24 protein-coding genes are annotated in these 25,871 nt (G+C 65.2%); 16 read left to right on the top strand and 8 right to left on the bottom strand.

Annotated elements, in window-relative coordinates:
• Nucleotides 1-91: 91 nt before the first annotated feature.
• Genes NYR97_RS16410 through map form a run of 7 tightly spaced genes read right to left on the bottom strand, consistent with a single transcriptional unit; the run spans nucleotide 92 to nucleotide 6,851 of the window.
• Nucleotides 92-253 carry a hypothetical protein gene (locus NYR97_RS16410; RefSeq protein ID WP_316694680.1) on the bottom strand — a complete coding sequence of 54 codons (162 nt, stop codon included), beginning with the start codon at nucleotides 251-253 and terminating at the stop codon, nucleotides 92-94.
• On the bottom strand, nucleotides 253-1,383 hold the full coding sequence (gene dapE, locus NYR97_RS16405) for a succinyl-diaminopimelate desuccinylase (protein ID WP_316694679.1): 1,131 nt from the start codon (nucleotides 1,381-1,383) through the stop codon (nucleotides 253-255). The genes NYR97_RS16410 and dapE overlap by 1 nt, the downstream gene beginning before the upstream one ends.
• Nucleotides 1,384-1,427: 44 nt before the next feature.
• Complete coding sequence (locus NYR97_RS16400) at nucleotides 1,428-1,784, bottom strand: arsenate reductase (protein WP_074057062.1); 357 nt, start codon at nucleotides 1,782-1,784, stop codon at nucleotides 1,428-1,430.
• A gap of 1 nt (nucleotide 1,785) precedes the next feature.
• Nucleotides 1,786-2,238, bottom strand: a complete 453-nt coding sequence (locus tag NYR97_RS16395) for a hypothetical protein (protein WP_316694676.1) — start codon at nucleotides 2,236-2,238, stop codon at nucleotides 1,786-1,788.
• A 14-nt stretch (nucleotides 2,239-2,252) separates the two neighbouring features.
• Entirely contained in the window at nucleotides 2,253-3,452 is a 1,200-nt protein-coding gene (gene dapD / locus NYR97_RS16390; protein ID WP_316694674.1) for a 2,3,4,5-tetrahydropyridine-2,6-dicarboxylate N-succinyltransferase, read from the bottom strand.
• A 16-nt stretch (nucleotides 3,453-3,468) separates the two neighbouring features.
• The gene (locus NYR97_RS16385; RefSeq protein WP_316694672.1) at nucleotides 3,469-6,078 is read right to left on the bottom strand and encodes a [protein-PII] uridylyltransferase; all 2,610 of its coding nucleotides are present in this window, start codon (nucleotides 6,076-6,078) and stop codon (nucleotides 3,469-3,471) included.
• Complete coding sequence (gene map / locus NYR97_RS16380; protein ID WP_115038029.1) at nucleotides 6,075-6,851, bottom strand: type I methionyl aminopeptidase; 777 nt, start codon at nucleotides 6,849-6,851, stop codon at nucleotides 6,075-6,077. Before map ends, NYR97_RS16385 begins: the two co-directional genes overlap by 4 nt.
• Nucleotides 6,852-7,169: 318 nt before the next feature.
• On the opposite strand from map, the gene NYR97_RS16375 reads away from it, so the two are divergent.
• From NYR97_RS16375 to bamA, 16 genes are all read left to right on the top strand, one after another.
• Nucleotides 7,170-7,694, top strand: a complete 525-nt coding sequence (locus NYR97_RS16375) for a Csu type fimbrial protein (protein ID WP_043909063.1) — start codon at nucleotides 7,170-7,172, stop codon at nucleotides 7,692-7,694.
• A gap of 8 nt (nucleotides 7,695-7,702) precedes the next feature.
• Nucleotides 7,703-8,473: a fimbrial biogenesis chaperone gene (locus NYR97_RS16370; protein WP_115038081.1), complete on the top strand. Its 771-nt coding sequence runs from the start codon at nucleotides 7,703-7,705 to the stop codon at nucleotides 8,471-8,473.
• Between the two features lie 16 nt (nucleotides 8,474-8,489).
• Nucleotides 8,490-10,841 carry a fimbria/pilus outer membrane usher protein gene (locus NYR97_RS16365; protein ID WP_316694667.1) on the top strand — a complete coding sequence of 784 codons (2,352 nt, stop codon included), beginning with the start codon at nucleotides 8,490-8,492 and terminating at the stop codon, nucleotides 10,839-10,841.
• Entirely contained in the window at nucleotides 10,838-11,872 is a 1,035-nt protein-coding gene (locus NYR97_RS16360; protein ID WP_316694665.1) for a Csu type fimbrial protein, read from the top strand. The genes NYR97_RS16365 and NYR97_RS16360 overlap by 4 nt, the downstream gene beginning before the upstream one ends.
• 48 nt (nucleotides 11,873-11,920) lie before the next feature.
• Nucleotides 11,921-12,247 (top strand): hypothetical protein, encoded by a 327-nt coding sequence (locus NYR97_RS16355; RefSeq protein WP_316694663.1) that lies wholly within the window; start codon nucleotides 11,921-11,923, stop codon nucleotides 12,245-12,247.
• 2 nt (nucleotides 12,248-12,249) lie between these two features.
• Complete coding sequence (locus NYR97_RS16350) at nucleotides 12,250-12,957, top strand: fimbrial biogenesis chaperone (protein WP_316694661.1); 708 nt, start codon at nucleotides 12,250-12,252, stop codon at nucleotides 12,955-12,957.
• Nucleotides 12,958-13,682: 725 nt separating this feature from the next.
• Nucleotides 13,683-14,522 (top strand): 30S ribosomal protein S2, encoded by an 840-nt coding sequence (gene rpsB, locus NYR97_RS16345; protein WP_023903440.1) that lies wholly within the window; start codon nucleotides 13,683-13,685, stop codon nucleotides 14,520-14,522.
• A 143-nt stretch (nucleotides 14,523-14,665) separates the two neighbouring features.
• Nucleotides 14,666-15,571 (top strand): translation elongation factor Ts, encoded by a 906-nt coding sequence (tsf, locus tag NYR97_RS16340; RefSeq protein ID WP_486684774.1) that lies wholly within the window; start codon nucleotides 14,666-14,668, stop codon nucleotides 15,569-15,571.
• Nucleotides 15,572-15,851: 280 nt separating this feature from the next.
• On the top strand, nucleotides 15,852-17,375 hold the full coding sequence (locus NYR97_RS16335; protein ID WP_210761978.1) for a sensor domain-containing diguanylate cyclase: 1,524 nt from the start codon (nucleotides 15,852-15,854) through the stop codon (nucleotides 17,373-17,375).
• A 107-nt stretch (nucleotides 17,376-17,482) separates the two neighbouring features.
• The gene (gene pyrH, locus NYR97_RS16330) at nucleotides 17,483-18,205 is read left to right on the top strand and encodes a UMP kinase (protein WP_205391947.1); all 723 of its coding nucleotides are present in this window, start codon (nucleotides 17,483-17,485) and stop codon (nucleotides 18,203-18,205) included.
• Between the two features lie 196 nt (nucleotides 18,206-18,401).
• A complete protein-coding gene (gene frr, locus NYR97_RS16325) occupies nucleotides 18,402-18,959 on the top strand; it encodes a ribosome recycling factor (RefSeq protein ID WP_205391948.1) in 558 nt (185 codons plus the stop codon).
• 17 nt (nucleotides 18,960-18,976) lie between these two features.
• Complete coding sequence (uppS, locus tag NYR97_RS16320; RefSeq protein WP_205391949.1) at nucleotides 18,977-19,738, top strand: polyprenyl diphosphate synthase; 762 nt, start codon at nucleotides 18,977-18,979, stop codon at nucleotides 19,736-19,738.
• Nucleotides 19,735-20,562 carry a phosphatidate cytidylyltransferase gene (locus tag NYR97_RS16315; RefSeq protein ID WP_316694656.1) on the top strand — a complete coding sequence of 276 codons (828 nt, stop codon included), beginning with the start codon at nucleotides 19,735-19,737 and terminating at the stop codon, nucleotides 20,560-20,562. Before uppS ends, NYR97_RS16315 begins: the two co-directional genes overlap by 4 nt.
• 2 nt (nucleotides 20,563-20,564) lie before the next feature.
• Nucleotides 20,565-21,755, top strand: coding sequence for a 1-deoxy-D-xylulose-5-phosphate reductoisomerase (locus tag NYR97_RS16310; protein ID WP_316694654.1), 1,191 nt, complete (start codon nucleotides 20,565-20,567; stop codon nucleotides 21,753-21,755).
• Nucleotides 21,756-21,781: 26 nt separating this feature from the next.
• A complete protein-coding gene (gene rseP, locus NYR97_RS16305) occupies nucleotides 21,782-23,128 on the top strand; it encodes an RIP metalloprotease RseP (protein ID WP_316694653.1) in 1,347 nt (448 codons plus the stop codon).
• An 83-nt stretch (nucleotides 23,129-23,211) separates the two neighbouring features.
• Nucleotides 23,212-25,578 (top strand): outer membrane protein assembly factor BamA, encoded by a 2,367-nt coding sequence (gene bamA / locus NYR97_RS16300; RefSeq protein WP_205391953.1) that lies wholly within the window; start codon nucleotides 23,212-23,214, stop codon nucleotides 25,576-25,578.
• Nucleotides 25,579-25,658: 80 nt separating this feature from the next.
• Here the strand turns inward: bamA and NYR97_RS16295 are convergent, their stop codons facing one another.
• On the bottom strand, nucleotides 25,659-25,850 hold the full coding sequence (locus tag NYR97_RS16295) for a hypothetical protein (protein ID WP_316694651.1): 192 nt from the start codon (nucleotides 25,848-25,850) through the stop codon (nucleotides 25,659-25,661).
• Nucleotides 25,851-25,871: the final 21 nt, after the last annotated feature.

Here is a 25,871-nt window from a genome sequence, read left to right as displayed (position 1 = left end):
GAAGAGCGTGCTGCACGAGAATGACACCCATAAAAAAACCCGCATCGGCCGATGCGGGTTTTCTGATTCCTGGGCGTTTGCTGTACTTCGCCTAGTCGCAGATCCGCATCGGCCGCGCACGATTATTCGCGCGCAGATTGTTGCGGTTGGCGTTATTGAAGTTGGCGAGGCGAAGGACCATGCAGCCGACGCTAACGGTTCGTTTTCGATGGCGCAACTGTTTCAGCGGCAACGACGGCGGCAGACGGGACATCATTCGACCAGTAGCCGCTCGATCAATGTGCGATAGAGCGTCGGCAAGGCGTCCAGATCGGCCACGCGCACATGCTCATCGACCTGGTGGATGCTGGCGTTGACCGGGCCGACCTCGATGCATTGCGCACCCAGCGGCGCGATGAAGCGCGCATCCGAGGTACCGCCGCCAGTGCTCTCTTCCGGCGCTGCGCCGGCAAACTGCCCTAATACCTCACGCGCGACGCTGCGCAAGCGCCCTTCGGGGGTGTAGAACGGCTCGCCGCTGCGATGCCAGCGCAACGCATACTCCAGCGCGTGGCGATCCAGCACTGCGGCGATCTCCGCTTCCAGTCGCGGCGCATCCCAATGCGGGGTGTAGCGCAGATTGAAGGCCACCTGCAGCTCGCCGGGAATCACGTTGTTGGCGCCGGTGCCGGCATGGATGTTGGAGATCTGCAGGCTGGTCGGCGGAAAACTTTCGAAGCCCTCGTCCCAGCGTCGTGCGACCAACTCGGCCAATGCAGGTGCTGCCAGATGGATCGGATTGCGCGCCTTGTGCGGATACGCCACATGCCCCTGCACGCCGTTCACCGTCAGCGTGCCGGACAGGCTGCCGCGGCGGCCGACGCGCAGCAGGTCGCCCAATCGCTCGGTGGACGACGGCTCGCCGGTGATGCACCAATCGATCGCCTGCCCACGTTGGCGGAACAGCTCGGCCACCCGCCGCACGCCATCGATGGCATCGCCTTCTTCGTCGGAGGTCAGCAGCAGCGCCAGCGTGCCGGTGTGCTGCGGATGCGCGGCAACGAACTGTTCGGCGGCGACCACGAATGCGGCCACTCCACTCTTCATGTCGGCGGCGCCGCGCCCGTACAGCACACCATCGCGAATCTGCGGGTCGAACGGATCGCTGGTCCACGCCTCGCGCGGCCCCGGCGGCACCACATCGGTGTGGCCGAGCAGCACCAGCACCGGCGCACCGCTGCCGTGCGTGGCCCATAGATTGTCCACTGCGCCCAGGCGCAGGTGTTCGATAGCAAATCCGGCGCGCGCCAGACGCTGCGCGATCAGTTCCTGGCAGCCGGCATCGTCGGGCGTCACCGACGGGCTGGAAATCAGTTCACAGGTGAGGTCAACAATGTCGGACATGATCGGGAATCACTGGAGAAGTGGGGAGCTGCGGCAGCACCGGCTCACGCAACGCCAAAGCGCTGCTTGAAACCGTTGTCCGAAAATCCCTGGCTGAGCTGGCCGTCATCGGTGATGACCACCGGCCGGCGGATCAGTTGCGGATATTCGCGCAGCAGCAGTTTCCATTCGGCTGCGCTGGCGGCGGCCTTGCGGTTGTCCGGCAGTTGCCGCCAGGTGGTCGACGACTTGTTGATCAGCGCATCGAATCCGCCGGCCTGGTCGGCCCACGCCACCAGCGTCTCCGGCTCGGGCTTGTGATCGCGGTAATCGACGAAGGTGTAGGCGACATCGAAGCGGTCCAGCCACTTGGTGGCTTTTTTGCAGGTGTCGCAGTTTTTGAGTCCGTATAGCGTGGTCATGTCATGCAGTTCCTGTGGTTGCGCGGCGCGCATCGGCGCGCGCCATCAGGTCGGTGGCAAGCAGTTCGGGCGACCGGCCGCGGGCAGGCAGGAAGATCACCGGTGCGTCGCCGGCCTGCACCCGCAGCGCCAGGCGCAGCGGAGGAATCAGCCAGGCCGGCTCGACCGCGCGCAGGTCACGCAGGTCGATGCGCTGCCGCCGTCCCTGGTGCTCGATCAACAAGGCATCGCCGGCGTCGTAGACCTGCGCCCAATGCGCCGGTTGCCGCAGCCAACGCAGGGCCATCGCCACCACCAGCGCCGGCACGATCCAATGCCACGGCCCGCCGGTTGTGACCCTGGGATCGCGGGTCAGCACACCGACCGTGTAAAGCACGCCCCAGCCCAGCCAGAATGCCGGGATGCCCCACCTCACCCAGCGCGATGCGGCCCTGGAGAGGATGCCCTGGTGCACGTTCGGTTGCGTGCTCAATCGGCAAGGCCACGCAACAGCTCATTGACGCTGGTCTTGCTGCGCGTCTTGGCATCCACCTGCTTGACGATCACCGCGCAATACAGCGAGTGCGAACCGTCCTTGGACGGCAGCTGCCCGGACACCACCACGCTATACGGCGGCACGTAGCCATATGAGATTTCGCCGGTGGCACGGTTGTAGATGCGCGTGCTCTGGCCGATGAACACGCCCATGCCGATCACGCTGTGATGGCCCACCACCACGCCTTCCACCACTTCCGAACGCGCGCCGATGAAGCAATGATCTTCGATGATGGTCGGGCTGGCCTGCAGCGGTTCCAGCACGCCGCCGATGCCGGCGCCGCCGGACAGATGGCAGTGCTTGCCGATCTGCGCACACGAACCCACCGTGGCCCAGGTGTCGACCATGCTGCCTTCGCCGACGTACGCGCCGATATTGGTGAAGCTCGGCATCAGCACCACGTCCTTGCCGAAATAGCTGCCGCGACGCGCCACCGCGCCCGGCACCACACGCACACCGGCCTTGCGGAATTCGGCCTCGTTGAAGCCGGCAAAACGCGATTCCACCTTGTCCCAGAACGGCGCCGGCTGCGCCTCGATCACCGCCATCTCGTTGACACGGAAATACAGCAGCACGGCCTTCTTCAGCCACTCGTTGACGGTCCAGCCGCCCTGCCCGTCCGGCTCGGCGACGCGGAACTCGCCGCTCTCCAATCCGTCGATGACGCGGGTGACGATGGCGCGGGTGGAGCCGTCGATTTCGTCGATGGTCAAGCTGGCACGGCGCTCAAATGCGCTCTCGATACCGACTTTGAGTTCGTCAGTGCCCACCTGCGCGGCAACGCTGTGCACGGCCTTTTCGGCGATCGGCAGTTTCTTCGCAGCGGCAGCCTTTTTGGCCGCCGGCGCAGACACCACGCTGGTCGGCTGCTTGGCCACGCGCGGTGCGCTGGCGGCGACTTTCTTTGCAACGCTCTTCTTGGCAGCAGCCTTGGTGTCGGCAGCTGCGACAGCGGTGGCCTTGCGCGCAACAGGCAGCTTGCCTGGCTTGCTGACCGGCTTACTTACCGGCTTGCCGACCAACTTGTTGTCACTCGGCTTGCCGCTCGCCTTGCTGCTCTTTGCGGTCGCGCGCGCAGGCGCTGCGCTGGTCGTGGTCGCGCTCTGCTTGCGCGCAGTCTTCTTGGTAGCCATGGGGTCTCCGGAGGTGCTAGGTGGGATCGAGACAGGCGCACAGCGCATCGCGCAGCGCCTGCCGGGCGGATTCGGACAAGGGGCGGTCGTGCTCGTCGGTAATCTGGAACTGGTCTTCGGCGCGCTCGCCAAACGTGGCAATGCGCGCGTCGTGCACGCGCAGGTGTTGCAGGCGCAGCACGTTGGCCACGTCGGCCAGCAAGCCGGGGCGATCGGGTGCGACCAGGCTGATGCGGGTGCGGCGGCCGCCAGCGCTTTCGCTGAATTCCACGCGCGGCGCAAAGCGGAAATGGCGCAGCTGTCGCGGCACCGCACGCCGCGAAGGACGCACTTTCTGCAGGTCGCCGGCCAGCACCTGGCGCAAGGCCGCAGCCAGACGCTGCGGGTCGCCATCGGCAGAGCTGTCCTGCGGCAGCACTTCGAACACGTCGAAGATGGCATCGTTGGGTGCATCCAGCACGCGTGCGCGATGGATGCCATACCCCTTGCGATCCAGCGTGGCGACGATCGCCGAGAACAACCCATCGCGGTCGCGCGAGTACACGAACACTTCCAGTGCGTCGTTGTCCGGCACTGCGCGACGCGCCTTGACCGTGGTCTGGCCGATCTGCACTTCGATCAGCGAAACCGCCTGCCAGGCCAGTTGCTCGGGACGGAAACGCAGGAAATTCTCGTCCGGCATGCCGGCGAACTGACGATCGATGGTGGCATCGTCGTGGCCTTGCGCCTGCATCAGCGCGCGCGCGGACTCGCGCGCTTCGCGCAGGCGTTCTTCGCGCGGCGGCGGATGCTCCAGACCTTCGCGCAAGGCACGGCGCGCAGCGAAATACAGATCGGCCAGCAGCCGGTCCTTCCAGGCATTCCACAACTTGGGGCTGGTGCCGGCGATGTCGGCGCAGGTCAGCAGATACAGATAGTCCAGCCGTTCGCGCGTGCCCACCAGTGTGGCGAAACGATGGATCACCTCCGGGTCGGAGATGTCCTGCTTCTGCGCGGTCACCGACATGCGCAGATGCTGCTCGACCAACCAGGCCACCAAGGCGGTATCGCCTCCGCTGAGCCGATGCGCCTGGCAGAACGCACGCGCATCCACCGCACCCAGCTCGGAATGATCGCCGCCACGGCCCTTGGCGATATCGTGAAACAGGCCGGCCAGCAGCAGCAATTCCGGCTTGCGCAAGCGCGGCCAGACTTCATGCGTGATCGAAAAACGTTCGTCGGCGCGACCGGCCGCAAACAACGCGATATTCCGCAGCACCATCAGCGTGTGCTGGTCCACCGTGTAGACATGGAACAGGTCGAACTGCATGCGCCCGGACACGCTGGCGAATGCCGGAATCCACTGGCCCAACACGCCCAGGCGCGCCATGCGATTGAGCGTTTCCACCGCACGCGGGCCGCGCAGCAGCGCCATGAAACGGTCGCGCGCGGTCGCATCGGCAACCTCGTAGGCCGGCAACTCGCGCAGCACCTCGGCCAGCGCGCGCGCGGTCAGCGAATGCAGGCCGCGCACCTCGCGATGCGCCGCCCACTGCGCGAACAAGGCAAACACCTGCAGCACATCGCCGGCCGGCCAATCATCCGCATCGGCCGCCAGATAGCCGCGGCGCAGACTGAAGCCGCCACCGATCGGTTCCGGCACCGCTTCGCCATCGAATTGTTCTTCGAAGCGCTGCAACAAGCGGTCGCTGATGCGGCGGATCAATGCAGCGCTGCGATAGAAGCGCTGCATCATCTTTTCCACGCCCAGGCTTTCCGGGTCGTCGGCAAATCCCAGCCGCTGCGCCAGGGTCTTTTGATAGTCGAAACGCAAGCGTTCTTCCGGCCGGTTGGCCACGATATGCAAACCAAACCGCAACCGCGCCAGTTCTTCGCGCTCGCGCCGCAGCGCTGCAGCCTCGTCGAAGCCGACATGGCCGAGCCCGACCAGCGCTTCCAGATCCTTGACGCCGAAGGCGCGCAGCGCCATCCAGCCCAGCGTCTGCAGATCGCGCAAGCCGCCAGGGCCGTCCTTGATGTCCGGTTCCAGATTGTCGGCGGTGTCGCCAAAGCGCTGATGCCGCGCCAGCAGTTCTTCGCGCTTGGCCTGGAAAAATTCGCGCGCCGGCCAGACCCGTTGCGGGGCGATCGCTGCAGCCAATGCCGCGCGCGCCTCGCTCCCTGCAACCAGCGGGCGCGATTCGATCAATGCGGTCAGCACGGTCTGGTCGGCTGCAGCGGCAGTGCACTGCGCGGCGGAGCGCACCGCATGACTGATCGGCAGGCCAACATCCCACAGCAACGCGAACAAGCGTGCCAGGGCCTGCTCGTGCTGTTGCTGCACCGCGCTGTCGCCCAGCACCAGCACATCCACGTCCGAACGCGGAAACAGTTCGCCGCGCCCGTAACCGCCGACCGCATGCAGCGACAACCCGGCATCGGCCGGGATGCAGCGCGTCCAGGCATTGCGCATCAATTGGTCGACCGCGCGTGCGCGCAAGGCCACCAGGCGTTCGATCGGTTCACTCTGGTCGAAACGCTTGCACAACCGCATGTCCGCATGCACCAGCAGCGGACGGGCCTGCGCGGCCCACTCGGCATCGCCGGCGACACCCGGGTCGGGTCGATCCGCCGGCGTGGCCGTCATACCGGGGCGGGCGCGTTCGGCGACAGCGTCAGCACATCCACGCCGTCTTCGGTCACCGCGACCATGTGTTCCCACTGCGCGGACAACTTGCGGTCCTTGGTGACCACGGTCCAGCCATCGGGCAGCGTCTTATGGTGGTAGGTGCCTTCGTTGATCATCGGCTCGATGGTGAAGGTCATGCCGGGCTTGAGCACCAGGCCTTCGCCGGGGCGGCCGTAATGCATCACCTGCGGCTCGTCGTGATAGACCTTGCCGATGCCGTGGCCGCAGTAATCGCGCACCACGCTGAAGCGCTCGGCTTCGGCGAACTTCTGGATCGCATGGCCCACATCGCCCAGCGTCGCACCCGGCTTGACCGCACGGATGCCGCGCCACATCGCTTCGTAGGTGGTATCGACCAGGCGCTTGGCCATCACCGACGGCGTGCCGACGTAATACATGCGGCTGGTATCGCCGTGCCAGCCGTCCTTGATGACGGTGACATCGATGTTGACGATGTCGCCTTCCTTCAGGACCTTGGCCGCGCTCGGGATGCCGTGACAGATCACGTTATTGACCGAGGTGCATACGCTCTTGGGGAAGCCGCGATAACCGACATTGGCAGGAATGGTGCCCTGCACGTTGACGATGTGGTCGTGGCAGATGCGGTCCAGCTCGGCAGTGGTCACGCCCGGTTGCACGTGCGGGGCCACGATGTCGAGCACCTCGGCGGCCAGACGGCCGGCGACGCGCATCAGTTCGATTTCTTCTTTGGTTTTTAGATTGACGCTCATGGTCCGGATTATGGCCGATTCGGGCTGAATCTGAACGACCCGCGCAGCCGATTTTTGCAAAACACGCCGTTATGGCGGAAGCGGACGGTGCAGCAGAAAACTGGCGTCACCGCGCATTCATGTGTGACATAGTTCAGAAAGCGTCAAAGTCTCCATTAACGGAGTCATCCGCAAGACATCCCAATTTTGCAAAAAGAACCAGGTTAAACAGCTAGATAGCGCGTGAATTCGGCGTTATCGTTTGGCACAGCTGATGCATTGGAGGAAGGGCGACACGTCGTCGCGTCACCAATGACCAGACCGGTCAAGGAAATGTCCATGCGTACTGTCCGTCCTGTCCTGCTGTCCCTCGGCCTGCTCTCGACCATTGGCGTTGCCACCGCAGCAGATACCACCACATTCAACGTCAAGATCGCCGTCACCAAGGCCTGCACCATCACGGCGGCGTCTGCGACGGACGTCGACTTCGGCTCGGTGCTGTCCACCTCGACCGCCAATGCCGACGCCAACGGCAGCGTGACCGCGCAGTGCACCGCGCTGACCCCGTACAACATCGCCTTGAGCGCGGGCAGCAATGCCGGCACCGCCAACGACGTCACCACCCGCCGCATGAAGAACACCGATGCGCTGGTCACCACCAACAACTTCATCGCCTACCAGCTGTACCAGGATCTGGGACGCAGCACGGTGTGGGGCAGCACCAGCGGCACCAATACGCTGAGCCGTACCGCCACCGGCATCAACCAGGTCTATCCGGTCTACGGCCGTGTGACCAACCCGTCCGCCAACAATCCGGCAACCGGTGCGTACCAGGACACGATCACCGCCACGATCGTCTATTGAGCGCGCGCATGCCCTTGCACCACCGCCTGTCGTCTCGCATGCCGGCGTGGCTGGTCACGACCGGAATGGTCTTGACGCTCGCGCTGAGCAGCGCCTGGCCGCTGCTATCGGCGCGCGCGGCCAGCCTGCAGCTGGCACCGACCTCGTTGACGCTGAGCGCAGAACAGTCCGCCGACGGACTGTGGCTGAGCAACAGCGGCGGCGTGCCGGTGCAGGTGCAGACCCGCGCCTATCGCTGGACCCAGCGCGACGGGCAGGACCAGCTCGACCCGACCCAGGAACTGCTGGTCAGCCCGCCGATGCGCACCCTGGCCGCCGGCGAGCGCCAGCTGATCCGGGTGATCCGCGCCGGGCCTGCGCCGACCAGCCAGGAAGTCTGCTACCGCATCATCGTGGACGAATTGCCTAACGCCGATGCCGACCGCAAGGGCATGCAGTTCGTGCTGCGCTACTCGGTGCCGATCTTCGTGCTGCCGCCCGGAAAAGCCGAGCCCACGCCGACCTTGAGCACGCAAGTGGTGGCCGGCAGCGACGGCAATGCGCAGATCCAGATCAGCAACACCGGCAATGGGCATGCCCAGGTCGCCGACCTGCAGCATCGGGTCGATGGCGCGACCAAGACCACATTGAACGGACTGGTGGGCTATGTGCTGCCCGGCCAGACCATGCGCTGGTCGCTGGGTGCACCGCTGGCGCAGTTCGCCCGCGGCACCATCATCGCAAGGATCAATGGTGAGGCGGACGAACGCACCCTGTTGGCAACGCCGACAGCGCCGTGACACGGCCCGGCTGGCGATGACGCTGCTCGCGACCGCCACCTGCCTGGGAAGCGCCGCGGCTGTCGATCTGGCCGACGTTGCCGCGCTGCCCGATCAGACCCCGCAAAGCGCCAGCGCCCTGCCGCAGACGCTGTACCTGGATGTCACCCTGAATCAGGCCGACCGCGGCCTGGCGCCGTTCGAACTGGTCGACGGCCACCTGCGTGGGTCGGTCGAAACGCTGCGCAAACTCGGCTTCATCCTGGCCGAGCGCAACGCCGGCGAGCTGGTCGATCTGGATCGTCTGCCCGATGTGGAAGTGCGCTACGACGCCGCGCTGCAGCGGCTGGCGCTGCAGGTGCCGCTGGCGCAACTGTCGCTCTCCACCACGGTATTGAAAGCCGAAGAAGTCGCCCCGCCCAGCGCCACCGCCTCCCCAGGCATGCTGCTCAATTACGACGTCTATGCCACGCGCAATGCCGGGGCCAGCAGCGTGTCGTTGGCGACCGAACTGCGCGGCTTCGGCATCGGCCGCGGCATGGTCGACACCACCGCCGTGTTCCTGGCCTACGACCGTCCGCAGGACCAGCGCTGGCGCAGCGAAGCGGTGCGTCTGGACAGCGCCTGGCAGATGGATTTCCCGGATACCGCCACCAGCCTCAGCGTTGGCGATTTCTACAGCGGCTTCGTCGACTGGAGCCGTTCGATCCGCCTGGGCGGCGTGCAGATCGGCCGCAATTACGCCTTGCAGCCCTATCGCGTGCTGACGCCGACGCCGAGTTTTCTGGGCGAAGCGGCGGTGCCTTCGACCATCGAGCTGTATGTCGATGGCCTGCGCCAATACAGCGGCCAGGTGCCGGCCGGGCCGTTTCAGCTGGCCGCACAACCGGGCATCAGCGGCACCGGCCAGGCGCAGATCGTGGTGACCGATGCGTTCGGCCGCGTGCGCCGGCTGGACTTCGCGTTCTACGGCACCCCGCAACTGCTGGCGCGTGGCATTTCCGAATGGTCGGCCGGGATCGGCCACCTGCGCCAGGACTATGGCGTGCGCTCGTTTTCCTACGATGCGCGCACGGTCGCCAGCGCCACGCTGCGCAAGGGCCTGCGCGACGATTTCACCATCGAGGCGCATGCCGAAGCCGGCGGCGGCGTGGTCAATGCCGGGGCCGGCGGGATCTGGCTGCTGGGCGTGGGCGGGGTGTTCAATCTCGCCTATGCGCATAGCCAGATGGATGCGCTGCGCGGCGGCCAGTACGTGCTGGGCTATGCCTGGAACAACCGTCGTTTCAACTTCAATCTCGGCACCCAGCGCACCCACGGCGACTACCGCGACCTGGGCGCGCTGCAGGGCGCGCTACCGGCACGCATCAGCGACCGCGCGGTGTTCGGCGTCAACGTCGCTCCGATCGGCTCGCTCGGCACCAGCTACGTGCGGCTGAGCTATCCGCAAGGCGACACCTCGCGCTATGCCAGCGTGTTCTGGTCGCGCAGTTTCGGGCGCAACTGGGCCGCCAATCTGTCCGGCAATCAGAACCTGGACGTGCGCAGCGATCGCAGCCTGTATCTGTCGCTATCGACCACCTTCGGCGAGCTGCGTCAGGCCAGCGCCTCGATGCAGCGCAACGGCAACCGCACCGGATTTGTGGCCGATGTCAGCCAGCCGTTGCCGGGCGACGGCGACCTGGGCGGCATCGGCTGGCGCCTGCAGGGGCGTGCCGGCGACGATGCCAGCGGCGGCCTGGCCGAACTTGGCTGGTTGAACCGGGTCGGCCGCTACAACCTCGGCGCGGCCAATCAGGATGGCGACAACTTCGGCTATGCCAGCGCCAGCGGCAGCCTGGTGTGGATGAACGGGCGCGGCTTTGCAGCGCGCGATATCCAGGACGCCTTTGCGGTGGTGTCCACCGACGGCCAGGCCGGCATTCCGGTGCGGCTGGAAAATCGCCTGATCGGCGTCACCGATGCGCGCGGCACGCTGCTGGTCACCCCGCTGCAATCGTGGCAGCGCAACCAGTTGTCGATCGACACCTTGAACCTGCCGGCAGACCTGCGCGTGGACCGCGTCGATACCGCAGTGACGCCGCGCCAGCAATCCGGCGTCGCGGTGCGCTTCGGCATCACCCGCGTGCGCGCGGCGATCATCGTATTGCACGACGCACAAGGCGCCCCGCTGCCGGTGGGCAGCGTGGTGCAGCGCGAGGGCGATGCCGAACGCGTGGTGGTGGGCTACGACGGCGAAACCTATCTGGACAATCTGCAGAGCGACAATCGCCTGCTGGTCGACTTGCCGCAGGGCCGCTGCAGCGCGCAGTTCACCTATCCGGCCAACCCGAGCGGCATTCCGCGGGTGGGACCACTGCAATGCGTCACCGAGCAAAAAACGCCATGAACCTGCACGGCCTCTGGCGCCTGATGGTTGCACTTGCTATCGCGATGTTATGGCTGGCACCAAGCCAGCGCGCGCAGGCCGACACCACGTGTACCGTCACGCTGGGCACGCCGTTGGCGTTCGGCAATGTGGCAGCCAATGGCACCACCGATGCAGTGGCAACGCTCAACGTCTCCTGCGCAACCGCCGCGCTCAGCGTCCTGGGCTACGCACAAGTGAGCCTCTGCCTGGACCTGGGGCCGGGCAGCGCCAGCAGCGGGCTGTATGCGCCACGCCGCATGCTCAACTCCACCAGCGACAGCCTGGACTTCCAGATCTACAGCGACGCAACACGCACCCAGATCTGGGGCGCCACCGGATCCACAACGCCCTCGCCGCGCACCTTGACGCTGTCCTACGGCGTCCCGGTGATCACCGGTGGCTCGCAGACGGCCACCATCACGCTGTACGGGCGCATTCCGGCCAACCAGATCCTGTCGGTCGGCAACCACACCAGCAGTTTCGGCGGCGCCGACACCGTGCTGCGCTACGCCTACAACGAGAGCATCATCGGCGTCCCATCGCTTCCGGGCAGTTGCATGGCCGGCGGCAGCGGCGCCAAGACCGCCAGCAACGCCTTCCCGTTCACCGCCTCGGCCAACGTGCCGGCACGCTGCAATACCTACGTCACCACCGACCTGGATTTCGGCAGCATTGCCGGCACCATCAGTACCGCCATCGACCGCAGCTCCACCATCAGCCTGACCTGCACCAACCGCACCGCCTGGAACATCGGTCTGGGCGACGGCATCAATGCCACAGGCAGTCTCCGACGCATGCGGCATTCCAGCAGCGCCAATTACATCGCCTATGAGCTCTACAGAGACGTCGGCCGCAGCAGCCGTTGGGGGACCAGCATCGGCGTCGATACGCTCAGCGGCACCGGCAACGGCGTGGCCCAGACGGTGACCGTTTACGGCCGCGCGCCCGCACCGCAACTCCCCATCGCAGGCGACTACAACGACACGGTGACCGTCTCCATCACTTATTGACAGTTAATCAAGTTCGCATCCCGGGCGTCGCTATTTGTTACGTCTCCAATGCAAACGATTGCCTTCATGATGCCGGTCACCCTCCTGAAGCGCCTGATGCTGCTTGCTCTGTTCTGCAGCGCGTCTGTGGCCAATGCTGCGGCCAGCCGCGGCCCGGAAAATTCCACCCTGCACATCGGCCTGCGCCTGCTCAGCGGTTGCGAGCTGCGCACCACGCCGCCGCGCGCCAGTTGTTCCAGGGGCACGCCGATGGCGATCGCCCGGCCGGCGCGTGCCGCCGAAACACCGGCCATCGCCAGCACCGGCCAGGACGCCAGCGCATTGGCAGGCCCGGCGCCGGCCACCGCCGCACGCATCACCACGATCGCGTTCTGACCATGACCACGCGACGCTCCCTTCAGTGCTGGATCGCAGTTGCGCTGGCCTGCGTCGCAATCGACGGCGCAGCCGTCGCTGCCGAAATCGCCATCGCACCGACCACTGCGCATATCCCGGCCGACGGCGATCAGGCCACGGTCTGGCTCTACAACCAGGCCGCGCTGCCATGGCGCGCCGAAGCCAAGCTCTACCGCTGGCGGCAGGATGGCGAGCGCGAAGTGCTCGAGCCCGCCACAGGCGCCACGGTCAGCCCGAATCATTTCGAGATCCCGTCGCAAGGGCGCCAGCTGTTGCGGGTGATCCGGCTCGGCCCCAGCCCGGTGCAGACCGAAGACAGCTATCGACTGGTGGTGACCCAACACGCCACCGGCGACGAAACCGAGTTGCTGCGTTACTCCACCCCGGTATTCGCCCTGCCCAGCCAGCCCGCCGCGCCAAATCCGGTGCTGCGGACCACCCTGTCCGGCCACGGCGGCGGACGCGCACTAAGCGTGCACAATGCCGGGCTCAGCCATGCACGGTTGGCCGATCTGGCCTACATCGATGCCGGCGGCACCCGCCGCAGCATCCGCGATGATCTGGCCGGTTATGTGTTGCCAGGCCAAACCCGCCACTGGGCACTGCCGGCCAACCTGCCCACCGGCAGCGGCCGCTTCGTGGCGCGCATCAACAGCGACATCGAGACCACGCTGACGCTTGAGCCGTGAATCGGGAATCGGGAATCGGGACTGTTAGGGTGGCTGACAAAATCGCTCAAACGCAGTACCGATGACGGCAAAGTGTTGGCTAAGCTCGCCGTCATTGACACGCGGAGTGATGTCGGAAATAGCGGTGACATCGCCCGGACAGAACTGAGCTGATCAGACCGCACCGCATCTGACGGCTGCGCCGCATTCACTGCTCGCAACCATGCACACCAGCCATCTCCACTGGTCCTTGCCCGCCCACCGTCTCGGGACCTTACGCGGCATGGATGCCGCGTAAGAGCCTACATGGACGTACTTGCGGCGTGTCCCGCGATGGTGGGCGGGCAAGGGCCCCGCAGCCAATCAACAGACCAGCTGCTCTGCCCCCGAAGCATCCACACCTCCAATGAACCTCTCAAAGCGCCCAAGCTGTTGAGCTTCAGCGCAGCTGGACGTCCCCAATCCGACCAATTGCGCAGACGCGCCCTGCCGGCTATACTCCGCCGGCTGTTTTGCGTCTTTACGCATTGCGTCGTCCACGTCGGACGTCACCGACGAATTCACACCTGCCGCCGCCATCCGTGCCGGGGTGCCCCGCGAGGGGTTCGACACGGAGGCGACAGGGAAGCCCAACCCCGGAATCATGTGCGTTTTGATGCGAGTCCCTCGCAACAGCCCGCACATCCATGTGCGGACTTTTCAACAACAAGCCGCGCACGGCGATTCCGCTACCAGGAATTACTTCAATGCCCCAAGTCACCATGCGTCAGATGCTGGAAGCCGGCGTCCATTTCGGTCACCAGACCCGTTATTGGAACCCCAAGATGGCGCCGTACATCTTCGGCGCGCGCGGCAAGATCCACATCATCAACCTCGAGAAGACCGTTCCGCTCTTCAACGACGCGATGAACTTCCTCTCCTCGATCGCGCAGAAGCGCGGCACCATCCTGTTCCTGGGCACCAAGCGCAGCGCGCGCGAGTCCATCAAGGAAGAAGCCGAGCGTTGCAACATGCCGTTCATGACCCAGCGCTGGTTGGGCGGCACGCTGACCAACTTCCGCACCGTCAAGCAGTCGGTTGCGCGCCTGAAGGAACTGGAAGCGGCCGAGACCGATGGCACCTTCGAGAAGCTGGTCAAGCACGAAGTGCTGGGCCTGCGTCGCGAGCGCGAGAAGCTGGACGCCTCGCTCGGCGGCATCAAGGAAATGAACCGCCTGCCCGACGCGATCTTCGTGATCGACATCGGCCATGAAGACATCGCCATCAAGGAAGCCAAGAAGCTCGGCATCCCGGTGATCGCGGTGGTCGATACCAACTACGACCCGGCCCTGGTCGACTACGCCATCCCGGGTAACGACGACGCCATCCGTGCCGTGCAGCTGTATGCACGCGCCGCTGCCGACGCCGTGCTGGAAGGCAAGGCTGCTGCTCCGAACTCCGCCTCCGTGCGCGAAGAAGAGTTCTCGGCCGAATCCGCCGACGAAGGCAAGGGTCGTCGCGCCCCGGCCAAGAAGGCCGAGAAGACCGAAAAGAAGGCTGACGCTCCGGCCGATGCCGCAGCTCCGGCTGCTCCTGCTGCCGAGTAATCGGCCTGCAATGCGGCCGCACCATGCTGTGCGGCCGCAGCCCCGACGGGACCATGGCGTCCCGTCGCCCGGGCCACTGAAGACATCTACGGGGGCGGCCAGCACATTGCGCCGTCTCCTCATTGGCGGAACATCTCCGCCGCATGCATTCGTCCAAACGAGGTAATTCCATGGAAATCACTGCTTCCCTGGTCAAGGAACTGCGCGAGCGCACTGGCGCCGGCATGATGGAGTGCAAGAAGGCACTTGTCGAAAACGCCGGTGACATCGACGCCGCCGCCGAATGGCTGCGCAAGTCGGGTCTGGCCAAGGCCGACAAGAAGGCCGACCGTGTTGCCGCCGAAGGCCGCATCGCGACCGCCCAGGCCGGCGGCAAGGCCGTGCTGGTCGAAATCAATTCCGAAACCGACTTTGTCGCCAAGGATGAGAACTTCCTGGCCTTCACCGAGACCGTGGCCACCGCTGCGTTGAACTCGGACGCAGCCGATGCCGAAGCGCTGAAGAGCGTCAAGCTCGACAGCGGCGAGACCATCGAAGAGCGCCGCGCTGCGGTCATCGCCAAGGTCGGCGAGAACCTGCAGGTGCGCCGCCTGGTACGCATCGACAGCGCCAACAACGTCGCAGCCTACGTGCACGGCGGCCGCATCGGCGTGCTGGTCGAGCTGAAGGGTGGTGACATCGAGCTGGCACGCGGCATCGCCATGCACATCGCCGCGATGAACCCGCCGCACGTAAAGGCCGCCGACGTTCCGGCCGAGTTCGTTGCCAAGGAAAAGGAAATCGAACTGGCCAAGATGTCCGAGAAGGACAAGTCCAAGCCGGCCGAGATCCTGGAAAAGATCATCAGCGGCAAGATCAGCAAGATCATCAACGAAGTGACGCTGTACGGGCAGCCCTACGTGCTGAACACCGATCAGACCGTCGAGCAGGCCGTCAAGGCGGCCGGTGCAGAGGTGATCGGCTTCCAGCGCCTGGCCGTTGGCGAAGGCATCGAGAAGGTGGTGGAAGACTACGCCGCCGAAGTGATGAAGCAGGCCGGCCTGGCCTGATCTTCGCCACACGCAAAAAAAGCCGCGGCATGCCGCGGCTTTTTTTTGCCTGAAACCTGATGCGCATCCGCACTGACGCTCAAAGCTGAAGCGCACGCATACACCGCACCGACAACCGACCTCGACTCTACAGATGTTGTGACGGTGGCCGCTAAATCTGAATGCCGACAAGGCTCTCAGCGTCCAGAACGCGCACATCGCAGCGCAGCGATGGCAAGGCTTGGCGTGCCCCACTCAACGAACGCAGCTGTATGCTTGCGCTCACTGTCGGCGATGAATCATGCAACCAGACCTCCAAGCCGCCCTGCACTACTGCCGCAATCTGCCATCGCCGCCCGGCGTTGCGCTGCGCATCATTGAACTTGCGCAGGACCCCGATGTGGACATGACCGCGACGGCCAATGTCATTGGCATGGACATGGCATTGAGCGCACGCATGCTGCGCGTTGCCAATTCGCCGCTGTACGCCAGCCGCCGCCGCATCGACAACCTCGGCCAGGCGCTGACCATGCTCGGCCTCAACGCCACCTTGAGCCTGGCACTTGGGTTTTCGATGGTGCACGGCGTGCGCAGCACCTTCACCGCGCATCCGCTGCACGATCGTATCTGGCGGCGTGCCGGCTTGTGCGCACTGGCCAGCCGCATCCTCGGGCAGGCCTACGGCATCCGCAAACCCGAAGAATTGATGCTGGCCGGCCTGCTGCAGGACATCGGCAAGCTGGCCCTGCTGCAAGGCGCACCCGCGCTGTATGCGCCGTTGCTGGAACAGGCACCGGACAACACCGCGTTGCTGGAAGCCGAGCGCGAACACCTGGGCGCAACCCATGCCGAGGTCGGCGCCTGGCTTGCGCATCAATGGCAATTGCCGCCATATCTGCAGAACGCGATCGCGCAAAGCGAACAGGAGCCAGCCAGCCTGGAACCGTTCATGGCCTGTGTCGCGCTGTCCGGGCGGCTGGCCGATATCTGGCTGTCGGCCAGCGCAGTCACCGCCACCGAACACGCGCAACAGCAGGCCCAGCAGGTGCTGGAACTGGACGCCGAACGCTTCGAAAAAGTGATCGAGCGCATCGCCGAATCGCTGCCCGAACTGGAAGCCCTGTTCGACATCCGCGTGCCGCAGCCCGAGCACATCCAGATGATCTTCGAGCAGGCCCGCGAGTTGGCGATGCTGCGCAGCCTGCGCGAGTTGCAGGATGTGGCCGAAGCGCGCCGGCATGCCGACGAATCGGAAAACCGCATGCGTCATCTGGCCGAACAGGCCAGCCGCGACGCACTCACCGGCGTGTTCAATCGGCACCAGCTCGGCACTGCGCTCGAGCACGAATTCGAGCTTGCATCGCGCCAGAGCTGGCCGCTGTCGATCGCCTTCATCGACCTGGACGACTTCAAGCGCGTCAACGATTCGCATGGGCATCTGATCGGCGACGAGGTGCTGCGCAATTTTGCGCAGACACTGCAGCGGATGGTGCGCACCAGCGACCTGGTCGCACGCTATGGCGGCGAAGAATTTCTGGTGATCCTGCCCAACACCACAGCCGAAGCGGCGTTGATGGTGATCGAGCGCATCCTGGTCGAAACCGCACGCACGCCGATGGCGCAATTGCAGAGCGGACCGCTGCACATCACCTTCTCCGCAGGGCTGGCCACGCATGGCGGCGGCGGCCGCCAGTTCGAAAGCATCGAGCATTTATTGCAGGCTGCCGACAGCACGCTGTATCGCTCCAAGCATCGCGGCCGCAACCGTGTCACCGCCTACGATGCGACCGATGTACCAGCCCCGCAGCCGCCGCGCGCGCACTGAGCAACGCATCACGTCACGCCCCGACAAGCGAATTTTTACCACGCCCGGTGACAGGCTTCCGCTAGACTTGCCGGCGTTTGCCGATCCCCCACACCGAGGTCTCCCCCATGTCTGCACTTCCCTATCGCCGCATTCTTCTCAAACTTTCCGGGGAGGCGCTGATGGGAGACGGGGATTACGGCATCGACCCCAAGGTCATCAACCGCCTCGCCCATGAGGTGATCGAAGCGCAGCAGGCCGGCGCGCAGGTCGCGCTGGTGATCGGCGGCGGCAACATCTTCCGCGGCGCCGGCCTGGCCGCCAGCGGCATGGACCGCGTCACCGGCGACCACATGGGCATGCTGGCCACCGTGATCAACGCACTGGCGATGCAGGACGCGCTGGAAAAGCTCGGCGCCAAGGTACGCGTGATGAGCGCGATCAAGATCAACGACGTGTGCGAAGACTTCATCCGCCGGCGCGCGATCCGTCATCTGGAAAAGGGCCGCATCGCCATCTTCGCCGCCGGCACCGGCAACCCGTTCTTCACCACCGACTCGGGTGCGGCGCTGCGCGCGATCGAGATCGGCGCCGACCTGCTGCTCAAGGCAACCAAGGTCGACGGCGTCTACGACAAGGATCCGAAGAAGCACACCGATGCGGTGCGTTACGACACCCTGACCTACGACCAGGTCATCCTGCAGGGCCTGGAAGTGATGGACACCGCCGCCTTCGCCCTGGCACGCGACAGCGACCTGCCGCTGCGCATCTTCGGCATGAGCGAGCCCGGTGTGCTGCTGCGCATCCTGCACGGCGAGCAGATCGGCACCTTGGTTCAGGGCCGCAGCTGAGGCTGGGATTGGGGAACCGGGATTCGGGATTCGCAAAGGCGCGCTGCCGGGGACTGCGCTGACACGTCACCGATAGCGCCGCCGGGCTGAAGCGGCGCCGCAAGTGAACCGGCTGCGCAGGACCCTGCGAGCCGGCAAGTCTCAAAACGCAGTCCCGGCTATAATCCCCGGATTCAGCTCCACACGGATTCCGGCGATGCTCAACCAGATCAAACAAGACGCGCTCACGCGCATGACCAAGAGCATCGATGCTCTGCGCCATTCCCTGACCACCGTGCGTACCGGCCGCGCCTCTCCGGCGCTGCTGGACAACATCAAGGTCAAGGCCTACGGCACCGACACCCCCTTGAATCAGGTTGCCAGCATCAGCGTCTCCGAAGGCCGCTCGCTGGTCATCAGCCTGTTCGACAAGGGCATGATCAAGGACGTGGAAAAAGCGATCTATGCCTCGGATCTGGGCCTGACCCCGACCGTGGTCGGCACCGTGATCCGTCTGAACCTGCCGCCGCTGACCGAGGAGCGCCGCAAGGAGCTCAGCAAGTCCGTGCATGGCGAAGGCGAAGACAGCAAGGTGGCCATCCGCAACATCCGTCGCGATGCCAACCAGCAGGTCAAGGATCTGCTCAAGGACAAGGCAGTCACCGAAGACGAGGCGCGCAGCGCCGAAGACGACATCCAGAAGCTCACCGACAAGGCCATCAAGGACGTGGATGAGGTCGTCAAGAGCAAGGAACAGGAACTGATGACGGTCTGATCGTGGCATCGCCTGCCATGCATCCAGAACCCTCCGCTGCCGCCGTGCCGCGCCACATCGCCATCATCATGGATGGCAATGGGCGTTGGGCGCAGCGTCGGCGTCGTCCGCGCATGATCGGCCATCGCGCAGGCGCGCGCGCGGTCAATCGCACCATCGATTTCTGCCTGGAAAAAGGCGTCTGCGCGCTGACCCTGTTCGCGTTTTCCAGTGAAAACTGGGGCCGCCCGCAGGAGGAAGTCGATGCCTTGATGAAGCTGTTCCTGCATGCGCTCGATCGCGAGGTCGATGAGCTGCAGCGGCGTGGCGTGCAAGTGCGCTTCATCGGCGACCGCAGCCGCTTTGCCGCGCCGCTGCGCGAGCGCATGGCCGGCGCCGAACGCATCACCGCCGCCAACTCGCGGCTGGTGCTGAGCATCGCTGCCAGCTACGGCGGCCGCCAGGACATCGCGCTGGCCGCACGTGCACTGGCCGAAGAGGTGGCTGCCGGCCGCCTGCAGCCGCAGCAGATCGACGAAGCCCTGCTGGCCAGCCGGATCGCATTGGCCGACCTGCCGGCGCCGGATCTGTTCATCCGCACCGGTGGCGACACCCGCATCAGCAATTTCCTGTTGTGGCAGCTGGCCTACACCGAACTGTGGTTCACCGAAACCCTGTGGCCGGAGTTCGATGCCGCAGTGCTGCAGCAGGCACTGGACGACTATGCCGGGCGCGAACGTCGCTTCGGCCTGACCAGCGCCCAGATTGCCGACAAGGCGACAGAGGCCTCCTCCGCATGACCAGGACCCGCGTGATTGCCGCGTTGATCATGGCGCCGCTCGCCATCTGCGCGATCGTGCTGCTGCCGACCCAATGGCTGGCAGCGCTGGCGGCGATCCTGTTCCTGACCGGCCTGTGGGAGTGGCTCAAGCTGTCCGGCATCGACGACAGCCTGCCGCGCACCGTGCTGCTGATGCTCAATCTGCTGCTGATGGTGCTGATGGTGTGGGCGTCGGCCGGCTCCATGGTGCTGTTCCAGATTGCCGCGTTGGTGGGCGTGGCCTGGTGGCTGCTGGCCTTGCTCTGGCTGCGCTTTTTCACCTTTGGCGCCGACCACGGCAACGGCCAGGCGCGTGCGCTCAAACTGGCCGCCGGCACGCTGGCGGTGCTGCCGGCCTGGGCCGCGCTGGTGCTGCTGCACGCCAATCCGGACAAGGGCAATCTGTGGTTGCTGACCGCGCTGACCATGGTGTGGGCGGCCGATTCGGGCGCGTATTTCGCCGGTCGCGCGTTCGGCAGGCACAAGCTGGCGCCGCGCGTCAGCCCGAACAAGACCATCGAAGGCCTGCTCGGCGGCATGCTTGCCGGCATCGTGGTCGCCTGCGCATTCGGCTGGCTGGCCGGTCTGACCCTGGCACATGTGCCGCAGCTGATGCTGGTCTCTGCCATTGCGGTGCTGGCCTCGGTGCTGGGCGACCTGTTCGAGAGCCTGCTCAAGCGCCACGCCGGCGCCAAGGATTCGGGCGCGGTGATTCCTGGCCACGGCGGCGTGCTGGATCGCATCGATGGCGTGCTCGCCGCCCTGCCGGTGTTCGCACTCGGCAAGGAAATTCTCGGATTCTAGGCATGGCTGGCTCCTCTCTCCGTCAGGTCGCCGTGTTCGGCGCCACCGGCTCGATCGGTGCGTCGGCATTGGACGTGATCGCCCGTCACCCCGAGCGGCTGCGCGCCAGCGTGCTGTCGGCCGGTAACAAGGTCGAGGCATTGCTGACGCTATGCGCCGCGCATCGGCCCGCGCATGCGGTGATTGCCGACCACTCCCTGTACCCGGCGCTGCGCGATGGCTTGCGTGCGGCAGGCCTGGCCACGCAGGCACATGCCGGTAGCGAAGCGCTGGATGCACTGGCCGGCAGCGATGCCTGCGACACCGTGGTGGCCGCCATCGTGGGCGCCGCCGGCCTGCCTTCGACCCTGGCTGCCGCGCGCGCCGGCAAGCGCCTGCTGCTGGCCAACAAGGAATCGCTGGTGCTGGCCGGCGAGCTGCTGACCCGCACCGCGGCGGCGGCGGGCGCGGAGATCATCCCGATCGACAGCGAACACAGCGCCATCTTCCAGTGCCTGCGCTCCTGCGACGCCAGCCGTGGCGTGCGGCGGGTGATCCTGACCGCCTCCGGCGGCCCGTTCCGTGGCTGGAAGCGCGCCGCACTGGGCGCGGTCACCCCGGCGCAAGCGGTCGCGCATCCCAAATGGTCGATGGGCCCGAAGATTTCGGTGGATTCGGCCACGCTGATGAACAAGGGCCTGGAAGTGATCGAAGCGCACCATCTGTTCGGCCTGCCCGGCGCGCAGATCGATGTGCTGGTGCACCCGCAAAGCCTGGTGCATTCGCTGGTCGAATTCGTCGACGGCTCCACCCTGGCCCAGCTTGGCCTGCCGGACATGCGCACCACCCTGGCGGTCGGTCTGGCATGGCCGGAGCGGGTGGAATCGGGCGTTGCCGGGCTGGACCTGCTGACCCAGGGGCGACTGGATTTCGAAGCGCCGGACACCGCCGCATTTCCGTGTCTGCGGCTAGCCTGGGAGGCACTGGAGGCCGGCGGAACCGCGCCAGCGATCCTGAACGCGGCCAACGAAGTGGCTGTTTCAGCCTTTCTTCAGGGCAAAGTGGGTTTCCTAGCGATCCCAGCGTTGGTCGAACACACACTGACAACGCTCCCACGGCACAATGCCGACACCCTCGACACCCTTCTTTCTGCCGATGCCCAAGCACGGCAGATTACTGAACGCGCCCTCGCCCATCATTCCTTTCATGCCTGATCGATCCACGCAGCCGAGTTGCATCCATGGGTGATTTCATCGGTTCGGTCTGGTGGATGATCGTCAGCCTGGGCGTGTTGGTGACGTTTCACGAATTCGGGCACTTCTGGGTTGCGCGCCGCTGCGGCGTCAAGGTGCTGCGGTTTTCGGTGGGTTTCGGCAAGCCGTTGTGGATGCGCCGCGACCGCCACGGTACCGAGTTCGCGATCGCCGCGATTCCGCTGGGCGGCTACGTCAAGATGCTCGACGAGCGCGAAGGCGAGGTGCATCCGGCCGAGCAGGATCAGGCCTTCAATCGCAAGACGGTGTGGCAACGCATCGCCATTGTCGCCGCCGGTCCGATCGCCAACCTGTTGCTGTGCATGGCAATGCTGTGGGCGATGTTCGTGGTCGGCAAGCAGGATTATTCGGCCACCGTCGGCCGTGCCGATGGCCTGGCCGCCGAAGCCGGACTGACGCCTGGCGAGCGCATCGTGCGGATCGACGACCGCAACGTGAGCAGTTGGAGCGACGCCAGCATGCAGCTCACCACCGCAGCGATGGACAGGCGCGATATCCGCGTGCTGAGCGCCGCCGAGGGCGCCGGCAACAGCGAGCACACCCTGCGCCTGTCGCAGCTGCCGGCCGGTTTCGACGAGCGCCGCGTGGCCGCGCTGGCCGGCATCGGCTGGCAATTCATGCTGCAGCCGCCGGTGGTGGGTCAGGTGGTCGCCGGCTCTGCGGCCGAGGGCGTGCTCAAGCCGGGCGACCGCATCGTGGCCATCGATGGCCAGCCGATCCGCTCGGCCGACGAGATTCCTGCCCAGCTGCAGACGCTGGGCGCGCAGGGCGGGAACGGCATGATCGAGGTCGCACGCGGCGAAGACCGGCTGGCGCTGGAAATTGCCCCGCGCAAGTCGCCGCAAGGACAGTGGATGCTGGGCGTAGGGTTTGCCACCGCGCCTGCCCCGGCCTACGACAGCCGCCAGCAGTACGGCCTGTTCGCCGCCGTCCCTGCGGCCATCCGCGAAACCGGCAAGATGACCGCCGATTCGCTGGGCATGATGAAGCGCATGCTGACCGGCCAGGCCTCGGTGAAAAACATCTCCGGCCCGGTCACCATTGCGCGCGCCGCCAATGCCTCGGCCGAACGCGGGCTCGACTGGTTCCTGTATTTCCTGGGATTGCTGTCGCTGAGCCTGGCGATCATCAACCTGATGCCCATCCCGATCTTGGACGGTGGGCATCTGCTGTATTACCTTATCGAGTTGATCAAGGGCAGCCCGATCAGCGAACGGTCCATGATTGCCGGGCAATATGTCGGCCTGGCGCTCCTGGCAGGGCTGATGGGACTGGCGTTCTACAACGACATCCTCGGCCTGCTTCCACGATGAAACCGCTCCACCCTTTCCGCCTGTTGTCGTCGTCATACGTCGGCATCCAGCAACACCCGAAATCGACTCCAACCGGATGTGACATGACGCGTCTTCCCACTCGCCGCCTGCTTGCCCTCGCTCTTGCCGCCGGCCTCAGCCTGCCAGCCCTCGCCCTGGCGGCCGAGCCGTTCGTTGCCAGCGACATCCGCGTCGACGGCCTGCAGCGCATTGCCTCCGGCACCGTGTTCACCTATCTGCCGGTGAATCGCGGCGATACCGTGGACGATGGCAAGGTTGCCGACTCGATCCGCGCGCTGTACCGCACCGGCTTCTTCGAAGACGTGCAGCTGGATCGCCAGGGCAACATCCTGGTGATCACGGTCAAGGAGCGCCCGGCGATCAACAAGCTCACCGTGACTGGCAACAAGGACATCAAGTCCGAAGAGCTGCTCAAGGGCCTGGGCGACATCGGCCTGACTGAAGGCGGCACCTTCGACCGGCTGAGCCTGGACCGCGTGACCCAGGAACTGACCCGCCAGTACAACAACCGCGGCAAGTACAACGTGGAGATCACCCCGACGGTGAGCCCGCTGGATCGCAACCGCGTGGACGTGGCCATCGCGATCAAGGAAGGCAAGGCGGCCAAGATCCGCCACGTCAACCTGATCGGCACCGAGAAGTTCGCCAACGAGGACATCCTGGAAAACTGGGAATCCAAGGAGCACAACTGGGCCTCGTGGTATCGCCGCGACGACCAGTACTCCAAGGAAAAGATGTCCGGCGACCTGGAGAAGCTCAACTCCTGGTACCTGGACCGCGGCTACGTGGACTTCAGCATCGACTCCACCCAGGTGTCGATCAGCCCCGACAAGCGCGACATGTTCGTCAGCGCCGGCGTCACCGAGGGCGAGCAGTACAAGATTTCCGAGATCAAGGTCACCGGCGACACCGTGTTGCCGCAGGCCGACATCGAGCGCCTGGTCATTCCCAAGGCCGGCGACATCTTTTCGCGCGCGTTGCTGGAATACACCTCCGATGCGATCACCAACACGCTGAGCAACGTCGGTTACGCGTTCGCCAAGGTCAACCCGATTCCGACGCCGAACCGCGAGGACCGCACCGTTGCGGTGAACCTGCAGGTGGTGCCGGGCCCGCGCGTGACCGTGCGCCGCATCCTGTACAAGGGCAACAGCCGCACCTCCGACGAAGTGTTGCGCCGCGAGATGCGCCAGTTCGAAAACACCTGGTACTCGCAGGCGGCGATCGACCGTTCCAAGATCCGTCTGCAGCGCCTGGGCTATTTCGAGAGCGTGGACGTGGAAACGCCGGCTGTGCCGGGTAGCAACGACCAGGTCGACGTGGTCTACAACGTCAAGGAAACCACCTCCGGCAGCTTCGTGTTCGGCCTGGGTTACTCGCAGAGCTTCGGTGTGACCACCTCGGTGCAGTTGTCGCAGAACAACTTCCTGGGCGGCGGTAACCGCGTGGCGGTGGAAGCTTCGCGCAGCACCTTCCAGCAGCGTTACGCGTTCTCCTACACCAACCCGTTCTTTACCGACGACGGCGTGTCGCTGGGCTACAACCTGTCCTGGCGCGCACTCGACTACTCGGACTTCAACACCGCGCAGTTCAACAGCAAGAATGGTTCGGCGCAGGTGGTGTTCGGCGTGCCGATCACCGAGAACGATACCGTCTCGGCAATGGTCGGCATCGACAGCAATCAGATCACCACCTTCCCGGGCACGACGCCGCGGGCGATCATCGATTACATCGATGCGGTCGGCACACGCACCTTCCACGCCTGGCGTACCGAGCTGGGCTGGGCGCGCGATACCCGCAACGATTTCTTCATGCCAACCCGCGGCATGTACCAGCGCGTCGGCCTGGAAACCACCCTGCCCGGCTCCACGGTCGAGTACTACAAGCTCAATTACCAGATCTCCAACTACTGGCCGATCATTCCGGCGATCGTGTTGAACACGCGCTTCGAACTGGGCTATGGCGACAGCTACGGCAACGACAGCACGCGTGTGGTGACCGATGGCAATGGCGTGTCACGCACCATCACCGCCACCGGCCTGCCGTTCTACGAGAACTTCTACGCCGGCGGCACCAATTCGGTACGCGGCTTCGAAGACAACACCCTGGGCCCGCGTTCGGAAGCCATCAACGGCTTCAATCGCGGCCAGCCGCTGGGTGGCTCGTTCAAGACCGTGGGTTCGGTGGAAATGTATTTCCCGAAGCTGTTCGACAGCCCGTCGGCGCGCGTGTCGGCATTCTTCGACTTCGGTAACGTGTACAGCGGCGTGGACAACTTCAAGGCCAACGAACTGCGCGCGTCCACCGGCGTGGCGTTGCTGTGGCGCGCACCGGTCGGCCCCATCTCGATCAGCTATGCGTTCCCGCTGAAGAAGGAAGACAACGACGAAATCGAACGTCTGCAGTTCACCTTCGGCGGCCAGTTCTAAGAGCTGCAGGCAAAACAATGGCGGCCCGAACTTCGGGCCGCCATTGTTTGTTTGAACTGCTTCCTGTCTGAAACCCGGACTTAGAAGTAGGTGTTCCAGACGTTGCCCAGGCAGGTGGCGGTGGCGCCCCAATCGGACGAGTCCACGCACTGGACCTGCTGGTCCCAGAAGCCCTGAACGTTGGCGCGCTGTTCTGCGAAGTCGTCGGCCGAGGCACTGGCAACCGCGCCCAGCAGGATCACGCTTCCGAAAATGGAGAGGACAGTTTTCATATGCTTTTCCTGGGTTCGCCG

Source organism: Xanthomonas hydrangeae (assembly GCF_032697525.1).
Taxonomy (GTDB): domain Bacteria; phylum Pseudomonadota; class Gammaproteobacteria; order Xanthomonadales; family Xanthomonadaceae; genus Xanthomonas; species Xanthomonas hydrangeae.
This window is presented reverse-complemented; position numbering and strand designations above follow the sequence as displayed.